This window comes from Rhodopseudomonas sp. (assembly GCF_048594845.1).
In the GTDB taxonomy this organism is placed as follows: Bacteria; Pseudomonadota; Alphaproteobacteria; order Rhizobiales; family Xanthobacteraceae; genus Rhodopseudomonas.
In genome coordinates this window covers 15,826-29,209 of record NZ_JBMDXE010000004.1, presented here as the reverse complement: position 1 = coordinate 29,209, position 13,384 = coordinate 15,826, and the positions used below count along the sequence as shown (strand labels likewise).

The 13,384-nt window shown below is 66.7% G+C and carries 12 protein-coding genes and 1 pseudogene; 9 read left to right on the top strand and 4 right to left on the bottom strand.

The genetic code is table 11. The features are described 5' to 3' along the window. From ACOJTD_RS00255 to ACOJTD_RS00245, 3 genes and pseudogenes are all read right to left on the bottom strand, one after another. Nucleotides 1-255: pseudogene (locus ACOJTD_RS00255) on the bottom strand (ABC transporter permease); the annotation flags it as partial. A 1-nt stretch (nt 256) separates the two neighbouring features. Then, nucleotides 257-1,336 (bottom strand): ABC transporter permease, encoded by a 1,080-nt coding sequence (locus tag ACOJTD_RS00250; protein ID WP_420130946.1) that lies wholly within the window; start codon nt 1,334-1,336, stop codon nt 257-259. After that, entirely contained in the window at nt 1,320-2,915 is a 1,596-nt protein-coding gene (locus ACOJTD_RS00245; protein WP_420130945.1) for an ABC transporter ATP-binding protein, read from the bottom strand. The genes ACOJTD_RS00250 and ACOJTD_RS00245 overlap by 17 nt, the downstream gene beginning before the upstream one ends. Before the next feature lie 134 nt (nt 2,916-3,049). Here ACOJTD_RS00245 and ACOJTD_RS00240 point away from each other — a divergent pair, with 134 nt between their 5' ends. The 7 genes from ACOJTD_RS00240 to ACOJTD_RS00210 all read left to right on the top strand — a co-directional run bounded on the left by ACOJTD_RS00240 (nt 3,050) and on the right by ACOJTD_RS00210 (nt 9,662). Beyond that, nucleotides 3,050-3,334: a hypothetical protein gene (locus ACOJTD_RS00240; RefSeq protein WP_420130944.1), complete on the top strand. Its 285-nt coding sequence runs from the start codon at nt 3,050-3,052 to the stop codon at nt 3,332-3,334. Nucleotides 3,335-3,405: 71 nt separating this feature from the next. Then, nucleotides 3,406-4,095, top strand: coding sequence for a cysteine hydrolase family protein (locus tag ACOJTD_RS00235; protein WP_420130943.1), 690 nt, complete (start codon nt 3,406-3,408; stop codon nt 4,093-4,095). Nucleotides 4,096-4,204: 109 nt separating this feature from the next. Then, nucleotides 4,205-4,696: a hypothetical protein gene (locus ACOJTD_RS00230; protein ID WP_420130942.1), complete on the top strand. Its 492-nt coding sequence runs from the start codon at nt 4,205-4,207 to the stop codon at nt 4,694-4,696. Nucleotides 4,697-5,132: 436 nt separating this feature from the next. After that, entirely contained in the window at nt 5,133-6,704 is a 1,572-nt protein-coding gene (locus ACOJTD_RS00225; protein ID WP_420130941.1) for a Do family serine endopeptidase, read from the top strand. A 189-nt stretch (nt 6,705-6,893) separates the two neighbouring features. Beyond that, a complete protein-coding gene (locus tag ACOJTD_RS00220) occupies nt 6,894-7,919 on the top strand; it encodes an SDR family oxidoreductase (protein WP_420130940.1) in 1,026 nt (341 codons plus the stop codon). Between the two features lie 146 nt (nt 7,920-8,065). Further along, nucleotides 8,066-8,476, top strand: a complete 411-nt coding sequence (locus tag ACOJTD_RS00215; RefSeq protein WP_420130939.1) for a BA14K family protein — start codon at nt 8,066-8,068, stop codon at nt 8,474-8,476. Nucleotides 8,477-8,699: 223 nt separating this feature from the next. After that, a complete protein-coding gene (locus ACOJTD_RS00210) occupies nt 8,700-9,662 on the top strand; it encodes a cation diffusion facilitator family transporter (RefSeq protein WP_420130938.1) in 963 nt (320 codons plus the stop codon). On the opposite strand, the gene ACOJTD_RS00205 is transcribed toward ACOJTD_RS00210, so the two are convergent. Then, nucleotides 9,663-11,051 (bottom strand): hypothetical protein, encoded by a 1,389-nt coding sequence (locus ACOJTD_RS00205; RefSeq protein WP_420130937.1) that lies wholly within the window; start codon nt 11,049-11,051, stop codon nt 9,663-9,665. It abuts the gene before it with no gap. 573 nt (nt 11,052-11,624) lie between these two features. Between ACOJTD_RS00205 and ACOJTD_RS00200 the strand changes: the two genes are divergently transcribed. Continuing rightward, on the top strand, nt 11,625-12,491 hold the full coding sequence (locus ACOJTD_RS00200; protein ID WP_420130936.1) for an ADP-polyphosphate phosphotransferase: 867 nt from the start codon (nt 11,625-11,627) through the stop codon (nt 12,489-12,491). 104 nt (nt 12,492-12,595) lie between these two features. Then, nucleotides 12,596-13,369 (top strand): enoyl-ACP reductase FabI, encoded by a 774-nt coding sequence (gene fabI, locus ACOJTD_RS00195; RefSeq protein WP_420130935.1) that lies wholly within the window; start codon nt 12,596-12,598, stop codon nt 13,367-13,369. The last annotated feature ends 15 nt before the right edge of the window (nt 13,370-13,384 follow it).

The window sequence follows — 13,384 nt, the reverse complement described above, 5'->3', positions numbered from 1 at the left end:
ATTGATCGCAAGCCCGATCGCTGCCGCTGCGAACAGCGCCGAAAGCGCGACGCCGGCCGCGATCCCGCACAGCGCGCCGATCGCGGTCGAGCCGGTCGCCCACGCACCGGCGAAGCCGCAGGCGGCGCCGAGGATCATCATGCCCTCGACGCCGAGATTGAGCACCCCGGCGCGCTCGGCGACGAGTTCGCCGCTCGCCGCCAGCAGCAGCGGCGTCGAGGCGACCACGATCGACAGCAGGATCGCCTCGATCATGTCAGGCGGCCCTGCGCTGCGGCGCGATCCGCCGGATCCGGTGCAGGATCAGCGAGTCGCAGGCGAGCACGTAGAACAGCAGCACGCCCTGGATCACCCGCGTCACGTCCTGCGGGATCTTCATCGTGATCTGCGCCTGCTCGCCGCCGATGAAGGTCAGCGCCAGGAACAACCCGGCGATCAGGATCGCCAGTGGATTGAGCCTGCCCAGAAACGCCACGATGATCGCGGTGAAGCCGTAGCCCGGCGAGAAGCCCGGCTGCAGATGCCCGACCGGGCCCGCCACTTCGATGATGCCGGCGAGTCCCGCGAGCGCGCCGGAGATCGCGAAGGTGGTCAGCGTCAGTCGCTCGGCGCTGAAGCCGGCGAAGCGGGCGGCGCGCGGCGCGGCGCCGACGACGCGGATTTCGAAGCCCTTCAGCGTGCGGCCGAGCAGGACTGCGGCGGCGATCACCGCCAGCAGCGTCAGCACCACGCCGAGATGCACACGGCTGCCCTCGATCAGCAGCGGCATCGTTGCCGCAGGATCGAATTCGGCGGTGGTGGGAAAGTTGAAGCCGGCGGGGTCGCGCCACGGTCCGCGTACCAGATAGTCGAGCACGAGGTCGGCGACATAGACCAGCATCAGGCTGATCAGGATTTCGCTGGCGCCGAACCGCACCTTGCACAGCGCCGGGATCAGCGCATACAGCGCGCCCGCCGCGGCGCCGAGCAGCAGCATCGCCGGCAGCAGCCACGGCCCGGCATCGCTGCCGTGGGTGATCACCGCGAGCCAGCTTCCGGCGACGGCGCCGATCAGCATCTGGCCCTCGGCGCCGATGTTCCAGACATTGGCGCGGTAACACAGCGCCAGCCCGATCGCGATCATCACCAGCGGCGAGGCTTTGACGGCGATCTCCTGCAGCGCATAGCCGTCGGTCAGTGGCGCGACGAAGTACGCGCCGAGCGCCGCGAGCGGATCCTTGCCCAACGTGGCGAACAGCGCCGCCATCGTCACCAGCGTCAGCGCCACCGCGATCAGCGGCGACAATGCTGCAGCGAGAGCGGATCGCTCGGCGCGGCGTTCAAGCACCAGCGGCATGCTGCGCCTCCCGCTGCGGCCAGCCGCTGCCGCCCATCAGCAGTCCGATGCGTTCGCGATCGAACTCGGCCGATTCCACCAGTGGCGACAGCCGGCCGTGGAACATCACGCCGATGCGGTCGGCGATCTCGATCAGTTCGTCGAGATCCTGGCTGATCACCAGCACGGCGGCTCCCTGTGCGGCGAGGTCGATCAGCGCCTGGCGGATCGCCGCCGCGGCGCCGGCGTCCAGGCCCCAGCTCGGCTGGTTCACCACCAGCAGCTTCGGCCCGCGCAGGATTTCGCGCCCGACGATGAACTTCTGCAAATTGCCGCCGGACAGCCGGCGCGCCTCGGGATCAGCCGCTGCGGTGCGGACATCGAAGCGCGTGCCGATCCGCGCGACCATCGCCCGCAGCGCGGCGCGATCGACAAAGCCGGTGCGCACCAGCTCCGGCTCGGCGTGATGCGTCAGCAGGGCATTGTCGGAGAGCGACATCGTCGGCACCGCGGCGTGGCCGAGCCGCTGCTCGGGCACGTAGGCAGCGCCGAGCGCGCGGCGGCGGGTGATCGGCAGATCGCCGCAAGGCCGGCCGTCGATCGCGATGCTGTTGGCATCGCGCAGCGGCCGCTCGCCGGACAGCGCCGCGAACACTTCGTCCTGCCCGTTGCCGGCCACGCCGGCGATGCCGACAATCTCGCCGGCGCGCACCTCGAACGACACCGACCACAGCGCCACGCCGTGGGGATCGTCCGGCGCGACGTCGAGGCTGCTGACTGTTAGGCGGGCCGCGCCGATGCTGTGGCCGGGCTGGGGCCGCGGCTGGACGACATCGGTGCCGACCATCAGCCGCGCCAACGACGCAGCAGTCTCGGCCTGTGGATCGCAGGTGGCGACCACGCGGCCGGCCCGCAGGATGGTGGCAGCGTCGCACAGCCGCTGCACCTCCTCGAGCCGATGCGAGATGTACAGCACGGCGCGGCCCCCGGCTCGCAGCCGCTCGAGCACGGCGAACAGCCGGTCGGCCTCCGCCGGCGTCAGCACCGCGGTCGGCTCGTCGAGGATCAGGAAGCGCGGCTGCTGCAACAGCGCGCGCACGATCTCGATCCGCTGCCGCTCGCCGACCGACAGCCGCCACACTTCGCGCTGTGGATCGAGCGGCAGGCCGTATTCGTCCGAGACCTGAGCGAGCCGGGCCGACAACGCGCTCGGCGTCGCGCCCGGCAATCCCAGCGCGATATTTTCGGCGACGGTCAGGTTCTCGAACAGTGCGAAATGCTGTGACACCAGGCCGATGCCGTGCGCGCGCGCGTCCGCCGGGCCTTCCGGCGCGAACGGCTGGCCGGCCCAGTGCATCGTGCCGGCGTCCGGCTGGATCAGGCCGCAGATCAGCTTGACCAAGGTGGATTTGCCGGCGCCGTTCTCCCCGAGCAGCGCGTGAATGCGGCCGGGCGCCACGGCGAGGTCGATCGCCTCATTGGCGACGAAGCCGCCATAGCGCTTGGTGAGACCGATCGCCTCGAACAGCGGCGCATCGCCGCGGCCTTCGCCGGCAGAGCTGTGTCGCGTCGCGAAGGAATGCTGGGATGGATCGGTCAAGCGGGGGCTGTCTCTTCCAGGTCGGAACGCCGCCGACCCTAGCGGAAAACCGCACCGCATGCGACGCGTCATCCGATCGTTGACTTCACGCTTTAGGCCGAAAGCTGTAGTCAGAACACCTGCAGGAAGACACCATGGCGGTCCGGTTTATCTTGATCTGGGTGGCGCTGGCCGCGGCCTTTGGATGGGGCGCGTGGTATCAGGCTCGCGCGCCGCGCCGTGCCTTGTGGGTGCGGATCGCGGTCGCGGCCGTGCTGCTCGCCGGCTGCGCGGCGGGCTTCCTGATGTATGGCGATCACCTCGAAAAGAATCTCGGCTCGGTGATCCTGTATTTTGCGGTGTGGGGCGCGGCGTTCGGACTGTCGGCGGCCTGCGGCGGCATCATCGTCGGCACGCTGATTGCGCTTTTCATCGGCTGAGGTGCTGCAGGGCGCTGACTTTGCGGGCGACGTTGCTCTATCATGCGACCTGATCGCATCAGGAGAGCGCCATGCAGTCCCCGACATCCGCCGCGTCCGTCAGCATCGTGGCGGAGCCTGCGTCGATCGAAATCGACTGGGCAACCACGGCGCTGCTGATCATCGACATGCAGCGCGATTTCCTCGAGCCGGGCGGCTTCGGCGAGACGCTGGGCAACGACGTCTCGCAGCTCGCCCGCGCCGTCCCGCCGATCGCCGCGGTGCTGGCCGCAGCGCGGCGGATGGGGCTGCCGGTCATTCATACCCGCGAAGGCCATCTGCCCGATCTGTCGGATGCGCCGCCCGCCAAGGTCGCACGCGGCGCGCCGAGCCTGCGGATCGGCGATCCCGGGCCGATGGGACGCATATTGATCCGCGGCGAACCCGGCCACGACATCGTCGCAGAGCTGTATCCGCGCGGCGACGAGATCGTCATCGACAAGCCCGGCAAGGGTGCGTTCTACGCCACCGAGCTTGGTGACGTGCTGCAGAAATACGGCATCGACACGCTGCTGGTATGCGGCGTCACCACCGAGGTCTGCGTCAACACCACGGTGCGCGAGGCCAACGATCGCGGCTATCGCTGCGTCGTCATCGCCGACGGCTGCGCGTCTTACTTCCCGGAATTCCACGCCGCCGGGCTTGCGATGATCAAAGCGCAGGGCGGCATCTTCGGCTGGGTGGCGGAGTCGCGCGCAGTGCTCGCCGCGATGGGCGAGTAGGGCTGAGCTCGCGGGGACACACTCACGCGACGATCACCGCGTGTTGAGGAAACTCAATCGGGCATGCGCCGTTGTGGCTTTCGGCGCTTTGTACTGAAAGGGATTCCCGATGATATCGACTTCCGCCACGCGGCTCGTGTCCGCCGCCGTACTGTTCGGCTCGCTCGGGCTGACGTCGACGGCAAGCTTGGCCGCCGGCGCCTTCGACGGACTGGCAGGCTACTGGAACGGCACAGGCCGTGTGCAGCTGTCCGACGGCTCGACCGAACGCATCCGCTGCCGCGCGTCCTATGCGGTGGCGGGCGGCGGGCACCTGCTGCAGCAGACGCTGGTCTGCGCCAGCGACAGCGCGCGGTTCGACATCACCAGCCATGTCGAAGAAAACGGCGGACGGATCACCGGCACCTGGACCGAGGCCACGCGTAACGCCAATGGTCAGGTTTCCGGCAGCGCGCGCGGTGGCCGCATCGATGCGCAGGTCGGCGGCCCCGGCTTCTCCGCGTCGCTCTCGGTCGCGACCCGCGGCTCGACGCAGTCGGTCACGATCGTACCGCAGGGCACCGACGTGCGCGAAGTCTCGGTGTCGCTGAAGAAGCGGTGAAGCGACGAATGATAGCAAGCGAGCGTGCGATGTTGTCGCGCGTTTCGCACTGACTATGTTGCGATCCGCAACGTCATGCCCGGCCTCGTGCCGGGCATTTGCGTAGTTGGGCCGTCTGGATATCGAGCGTAGCAGCAAGGCGTGCATGGCTGGGCAAGTCCGGCCATGACGAAGTGGAAGGTCCGGATGAAATCCCGGATGAAGTAGCGTCGAAGAGAGTCGCGTCTTCACCGCGGGCGTCGACTCGTTTGCTCTCTCCATTTCATGAAATTTCGGACAGAACCTTCGCGCGCCCCGCGTAGTCGTGGGTGAGGCGATCCGGTTTGGCGACGTTCTATGTCCAAAGCTTAATTTCCCAAACAGCTCTGCGTAATGTCGGCCGTCTATATTCCAGTGAGTAGTTCACGCCCTGTTCATCACACACTGGAGCCTCGCCATGAATCACAATGAGACGGATCGCAACGACATCGACTACACCCCGAAATCGGACGCGCAGCTGCGGCGGATCATGAAGCCGCGGCGCTTCGCCCTGCTGGCCTCGGCCGCAGCGCTGAGCGCCGCCCTGGTGACCGGCGGATATCTGACGCACGAGGTGCCGTCCTTCACCTCGCCGGCGCACGCCGCAGAGGCGGCGTCGCCGTCCGGCGCGCCGGCCGGTTTCGGCGATCTCGTCAGCAAGGTGAAGCCGGCGGTGATCTCGGTGCGCGTCAAGATCGACGAGGACAGCCGCACCACGCCGCTGATCCGCAACGACGACAGCGACGACCAGATGCAGGGCATGCCGTTCCAGCAGTTCGAGCGCCAGTTCGGTTTCCGCGGCGGCCAGGAGGGCATGCCGAAGCGGCATGAAGTGATCACCGGCGAAGGCTCCGGCTTCTTCATCTCGCCGGACGGCTATGCGGTGACCAACAACCATGTCGTCGACCACGCCAAGTCGGTGCAGGTGACTACCGACGACGGCACGGTTTACACCGCCAAGGTCGTCGGTACCGACAAGAAGACCGATCTGGCGCTGATCAAGGTCGAGGGCGCCAAGACCGACTTCACCTACGTCAAGTTCGCCGACAAGCCGGCGCGCGTCGGCGACTGGGTGGTGGCGGTCGGCAATCCGTTCGGCCTCGGCGGCACGGTGACGGCCGGCATCGTCTCGGCGCGCGGCCGCGACATCGGCTCGGGCCCCTATGACGACTACGTGCAGATCGACGCGCCGATCAACAAGGGCAACTCCGGCGGCCCGGCGTTCGACACCAGCGGCAACGTGATCGGCGTCAACACCGCGATCTACTCGCCATCGGGCGGCTCGGTCGGCATCGGCTTCGACATCCCGGCCGCGACTGCCAAGCTGGTGATCGCGCAGCTCAAGGACAAGGGCAGCGTGACGCGCGGCTGGCTCGGCGTGCAGGTGCAGCCGGTGACGCCGGACATCGCGGACAGCATGGGCTTGAAGCAGGCGCGCGGTGCGCTGGTCGACAGCCCGCAGGACGGCAGCCCGGCCGCCAAGGCCGGCATCTCGGCCGGCGACGTGATCACCGCGGTCAATGGCGACGAGATCAAGGACTCGCGCGCACTGGCGCGGACGATCAGCATGATGGCGCCGGGCACGTCGGTGAAGCTCGACGTGCTGCACAAGGGCGAGCAGAAGTCGATGACGCTGACGTTGGCCGAAATGCCGAACGATACCCAGAAGGTCGCGAGCAACGATCAGTCCGGCCAGAGCGAAGGGCGGCCCTATCTCGGCGTCCGCGTCGCGCCGGCCGGTGAGGTCGAGGGCTCCGGCCAGAAGGGCGTCGTCGTCACCAGCGTCGATCCGGACGGTCCGGCGGCCGATCGTGGCGTGCGCACCGGCGACGTCATTCTCGACGTCGCAGGCAAGGCGGTCTCCAACTCCGGCGATGTCCGCGACGCGCTGAAGCAGGCCAGCGAACACGGCCGCAAGGCCGTGCTGATGCGGGTGAAGAGTGCCGACGCAGCCGCGCGGTTCGTCGCGGTGCCGATCGCCAAGGGCTGATCGTCCGCTCTTCATCCGAGATTGATTGGTGCACTCCAAAGGGCGGCCCAGGGCCGCCCTTTTCGTTGTCCGCATCATCGGTCCTGCACGGCGGTGCAACCGGTGCTGCGGCGAGGCGTTGGTTTGTTGACAGGCCTGCGGAGCAGTTCGTTCAGCCTTACCTCGCACGATTCTCGGAAGGACATCGCCATGACGATCCGTACAGCCCGCACTGCGGTGGTCACCGGCGCCAGCGCCGGTGTCGGCCGCGCGATCGCGGTGGCGTTCGCACGACTCGGCTGGCAGGTCGCGCTGCTGGCGCGCGGCGAGGAGGGGCTGGAGGGCGCGCGGCGCGAGATCGAAGCCGCCGGCGGCCGCGCGCTGCCGATCGTCGCGGATGTCGGCGATGCCGACGCGGTGTTCGCCGCGGCCGAGCGGATCGAACGCGAACTCGGGCCGATCGACGTCTGGGTCAACAACGCCATGGTGACGGTGTATGGCTGCAGCGTCGATATCACCCCGGAGGAGTTCGCGCAGGTCACGCGCGTAACCTATCTGGGCCAAGTGCATGGGACTCTCGCGGCCCTGCGCCATATGCGTCCGCGTAATCGCGGCGCGATCATCTCGATCGGCTCGGCGCTGGCCTATCGGTCGATTCCGTTTCAGGCGCCATATTGCGCCGCCAAGGCGGCAACGCGTGGCTTCATCGACTCGCTACGCAGCGAGCTGATGAACGAGAACAGCGCCATCACGCTGAGCATGGTGCATCTGCCGGCCGTCAACACGCCGCAGTTCGATTGGGCCCGGAACAAGTTCGACCGCAAGCTGGCGCCGGTGCGTCCGATCGTGCAGCCGGAGCCGATCGCCGCCGCAGTGGTCCGCGCCGCGTTCGAGCGGCCGCGCGAATATTGGGTCGGCACCTCCGCGGTGAAGGCGATCGCGGCGCAGATGTTGATGCCATCGGTGGCGGATCGATTGCTGGCGCGCGCCGGGATCGAGAACGAAACCACCGACGAGCCGGCAGATCCGCGCGTGCCCGACAATTTGTATCAGGCGGGGCGCGGCGATCCCGGTGCACATGGTGGTTTCGATTCCGAGTCCCGCAATTACGCCATCACGTTCAATCCGGCTTGGCTGCGGGCGGGAGCAGCGATCGGTCTTGCCGCCGGCGCCGCGCTGATCTGGCGACTGGCGCGTGCTGATCGCGGCCGACGACCGATGATTTCGCGCACGTAGTTCCGGTAGCGCGCTCGCACGTAGGTGCTTGGTACGCAAGCGCTCCAACAGGTCAGGCGGATTGTCGCTCCCGCCGAATATCCGGAACCCTCCCGGCGCGCCCCGGTTAACTCCCCTGAAGCGACGCAATCAACAAGGAGACACGAATGAAGATGTCACGCACGATGCCCGTCATGGCGCTGATCGCCGGTTCGCTGGCAGTCGCGACGGTTCCGGCTTCGGCGGCTCCGCTGATGGCGACCCCGAACCCGGTGGCCGCCAAGGCGAATATCGAACAGGTTCAGTATCGTCACGGCTGGCACGGCCACCGTGGCTACGGCTACGGCCCGCGCGGCTACTATGGCCACCGTCATTACCACGGCGGCGGCTGGGGTGCCGGCGCGGCGCTCGGTGGCCTCGCGGCGGGCGCGATTATCGGCGGCGCGATCGCCAACAGCCAGGCTCAGGCCGCGCAGCAGAATGACGCGGTTGCGTACTGCTCGCAGCGATTCCGGAGCTATGATCCGGCGTCGGGCACCTACATCGCCAAGGGCGGTGTGCGGCGCTCCTGCCCGTAACACCACCGCGTTGAGCTAGTCTCAGCGCCATACAATGCCAAAGCCGCGCGGACATCCGCGCGGCTTTTTCGTTGATCGGTTCGTGCCGAGGGAAGCACCGGCGAGGATCGGTGAAACCACATCGAGGGCTCCGCATTGGGTTCCGGACTGCGACGGAATCGCCATGTGTCGTTTGGACGCTTGCGGATGACGGCGCCTGACCGGCAATGGAGCGCTCTGATCGATGTCGTCATCCTCGTCCAAGCCTGCAATCTACGCCGCTCTGGTCGGCAATCTGGCGATCGCCGTGACCAAGATGGCCGCCGCGGCGTGGACCGGCAGTTCAGCCATGCTGAGCGAGGGCGTCCATTCGCTGGTGGACACCGGCAACGAGATCCTGCTGCTGTACGGTCTTCATCGGGCCGCGCGTCCGCCCGACGAGATGCACCCGCTCGGGCATGGCCGCGAGTTGTACTTCTGGAGCTTCATCGTCGCGCTGCTGATCTTCGCGATCGGCGCCGGCGTGTCGTTCTACGAAGGCGTGATCCATATCATCACGCCCGAGCCGATCACCGACGTGAAGATCAACTACATCGTGCTCGGCTTTGCCTTCCTGTTCGAAAGCGGCTCGTGGTACGTCGCCTGGAAAGGCTTTCGAACCGCGATGCCGGATCTCGGGGTGGTGCCGGATCTCGACTACATCGAGGCAGCGACCCGCAGTAAGGACCCGACGACATTCATCGTGCTGTTCGAAGATAGCGCCGCGCTGATCGGAATTCTGATTGCGCTGGCCGGCACCTTCGCATCGGACTATCTGGCAATGCCGGCGCTCGACGGCGTCGCGTCGATCGGCATTGCGCTGTTGCTGGCCGCGACCGGCGCTTTCCTGGCGCGCGAGAGCAAGGGGCTGCTGATGGGAGAACCCGCCGGGCCGCGCACCCGCGAACGGATCCTGCAGATCGCTCGCCGGCATGATGCGGTGGTGAGCGCCGATGACCTGTTCACGGTGCACCTCGCGCCGCGACAGGTGCTGGTCGCGCTCCGGCTCGATTTCGACGAAGTCCGTCTTGGCCGGGATATCGAGCGCAAATTCGACGAGCTGGACGCGGACATCCGGCGAACCTGCCCGGATGTCGTGGCGGTGTTCATCAGGCCGCGGCAGCGGGCGACACCGGCGCCCCTTGCACGTGCCGAACGAACCGCCTGATCAGTCGGCCAATTCTTCGTCACCGTCGGCATTGCGGCGGTCGACGAAGTATTTGACCCCGGCGATCAGCACCACGAAGGTCGCGATCCAGACGATGCGGGCGCCATAGCGGTCGTGGGGGCCGGAGATGATGCCGCAGATCATGGCATTGCCGAGCAGCGCGGTGGCGACGAATCCGGCGAGCAGCGAGACGTCGTCGAGCTCGCGGCGGGCCAAGGCGCGGCCCAGGATCACCAGCAGCAGCAGCATCGAGGCCAGCGCGACCGGCACGTGCACCCAGTTCACCGCATTGAAGTTGATGTCCCAGTGCTGCTGCCGCGCGGCGCGCATCGACGTCACCTGATTGGGCATGTAGCGCTCGATGATGCCGTAGGTGTGCGGGATCCAGCCGTTGGTGCCTTCGCCGGTGCCGACATGCATAAGCTGATCCCAGGTCGCCTTGGCGGCCGCCTTGGCCTGCATCCACGGATAAGCTTTCACCGCCTGTTGCGAGATGTATTCCATCTCGTCGCTCAGCCCTTCGAAGCGGCCGAGCTTGTCGAACATGTTGTTGCCGCCCCACAGGAAGTCGTCGCCGGTCGGCGGCAGTTCGTCCTTGTAGGGGCACAGCTTGAGCTTCACGGTGGCGCAGTGGTCGTCGAGATATCGCTTGATGATGCCGTCCTGCAGCATCCGGCCGAACGCGACGCTGGAGCCGCCGGGAGTCCACGACACGGTGCCGGACAGCGCGTAGTTGGTGGCTAGCAGCAGCAGCGAGCCGGCGATCACGGTCATGCTGCCCTGGGCGAGGCCCACGGCGCTGAGCCGGCCGCGCAGGAACGGCAGGAGCAGCCAGCCGGCCGCGCACAGCCCGGTCAGCACACCGACCGTCGCGCTGTGGGTGGCGGCCGAGAAGGTGGTGAAGGCGAACAGCAGGATCTTCTCGACGGTCGAGGTACGGTCCCGGCACGCCACCAGCAGATACAGCGTCAGCACCGACAGGCCGGCGAAGATGTCGGTCAGCAACATGCTGGTGATCCAAGGCAGCGCCGTGGTCGCCACAAGCGCCACGCCGACTGCGGCCAGCCAGAACGGCCGGGTGATGTTGAACACCCGGAGCGTCAGCTGCAGGATCCACAGCGTGATGATCGCCTGGAAGCCGAGATTGATCCAGAACTGCGAGGTCTCGCCGAAGTGCAGATACAGCCCGTAGGTCGTCGACCGGCTCGGTACCAGATACCCTTCGTACCAGCGCGCCAGGTAGCCGCCGGTATCGTATTGGAGCAGCGGATAGCCGTTCCACAGCGCCGGGGCGAGCAGCAGCAGAGGCAGCGCGAACAGCGCGATCCGGGCCGACAGCGCGCGGCGTGATTGCGCGGCGAGAACCTTGGCTTGAGCGGAAGTGTCCATGTCGAGGGGTCTTGTCAGCCGTTGGTTGCTGCGATCGCTCGGCTCGATATGGCTGGCAGGTCGTCGCCCCGCGGCTGCGGGCTCCTGACGTGCAGCACCATACTTTTTCCCGCGTGTCTCACAAGTCGAGACCTGATCAGCGGGCTGGCCGTCCGGCCGGCATCCTTCTTTGAAGGTTGGTTGCGGGGTCTAATTGCGTGGAATTACGGTCGCTTTGTGTCCAGCTCGGGTGCCCGCCAAAGTCCGGCAAAGGTCCTAGGCCGGGCGAGGAGACTATAATTCGGCGATCATGAACGAAGGCTGACTATCGAATGCCCGGGCGATCCCCGGGCGCACGTTGCGGCGGCCTGCTCGCCCCAACCGCTGTCATTCCGGGGCGCGCGCAGCGCGAACCCGGAATCTCGCAGCGTTCTGCGACCGGCCATTGCCACAACGTCTGGATTCCGGGTTCGCCCGCGAAGTGCGGGCGCCCCGGAATGACGGGGATGGGGTGGGTGCTCTCTAACTCAGAGAAGGCTATATTCCGTCCGATGGCCCCGTGATCCGGGGCCGGCCGCGGAGTGGAAGAACCGGATGAAGATCAAGACCAAGCAGTTTCGCGTCGAGGAAGGCAGCAAGGTCGACCTCGACAAATGGCCGACGCTGGTCGACCCGTTCTACGAATCCAAGGAAAACTACCAGGAAATGCTGCGGGGCCATGTGGCCCGGTTGGCGGAACAGCAGAAGCTGCTTTATGCCAGCAACCGCCACGCCATCCTGCTGATCTTTCAGGCGATGGACGCGGCCGGCAAGGACGGCGCGATCCAGCACGTGATGTCCGGCGTCAATCCGCAGGGCTGCCAGGTGTTCAGCTTCAAGCACCCAAGCGCCACCGAACTGCAGCACGATTTTCTGTGGCGGACCACCCGCGATCTGCCGGAGCGCGGCCGGATCGGCATCTTCAACCGCTCCTACTACGAGGAGGTGCTGATCGTCCGCGTTCACCCCGAGATCCTGAAGAGCGAGGCGGTGCCGAACGGGCCGGCCGGCAAGCAGTTCTGGCACAAACGCTATCGCTCGATCCGGGACGCGGAGAAGCATCTGCATGCCAACGGCACCAGGATCGTCAAATTCTTCCTGCATCTCTCCAAAGAGGAGCAGCGCAAGCGCTTCCTGGCCCGGATCGACGAGCCCGACAAGAACTGGAAGTTCAGCGCCGCCGACATCGAGGAGCGCAAATACTGGGACGACTACATGGAGGCCTACGAGCACTGTCTCACCGAGACCAGCTCCGACGACTCGCCCTGGTACGTCGTCCCGGCCGACGACAAGCAGAATACGCGGCTGATCGTGTCGCAGGTCATTCTGGAAACCATCGAAGATTTGAAGATGTCCTATCCGGAAACCTCGCCGGCGCGGCGCAAGGAGCTGTTGAAACTGCGGCGGCAACTCGCGAAGTAGTGCGCTGAGCGTGGTGCTGCCGAGTGTGTGGCCCGCGTGCATTGGCCGATGGTCGAACAGCGTCGGTCATGGGCATGACACAGCAAGCGCGTTAGGACTCTGCCATGACACAATCAGCACCCCTGCACGGCAAGAAGGGCCTGGTGGTCGGTATCGCCAACGCGGACAGCATCGCGTTCGGCTGCGCCCGCGCCTTTCGCGATGCCGGCGCCGATCTCGCCGTCACCTATCTCAACGACAAGGCACGGCCCTATGTGGCGCCGCTCGCCGAGCAACTCGGCAGCGACATCGTTCTGCCCTGCGATGTGCGGGAGCCCGGGCAGCTCGAAGCGGTGTTCGCGCAGATTGCCGAGCGCTGGGGCCGGCTCGATTTCCTGCTGCACTCGATCGCTTTCGCGCCGAAGGACGATCTGCACGGGCGAGTCGTCGATTGCTCGCAAGCCGGCTTCGCGATGGCAATGGACGTGTCCTGTCATTCCTTCATCCGGATGGCGAAACTCGCCGAGCCGCTGATGCCGGATGGTGGCTGCTTGCTCACCGTGTCGTTTTACGGCTCCGAGAAGGTGGTCGAAGACTACAATCTGATGGGGCCGGTGAAGGCCGCGCTGGAGAGTTCGGTGCGCTACATGGCGGCCGAGCTGGCGCCGAAGCGGATCCGCGTGCACGCGCTGTCGCCGGGGCCGCTGAAGACCCGCGCGGCCTCCGGTATCGGCCATTTCGATGAGCTGATGGAGCGCACCCGCGCCCGCGCCCCTGCGCATCAGCTCGTCAGTATCGAGGACGTCGGCCATGTCGCGGCCTTTCTGGTCGGCGATGCTGCGCGCGCCCTGACCGGCAACATCGAGTACATCGACGCCGGCTATCACGTCGTCGGCTGATCGCCGGCTGGAGAA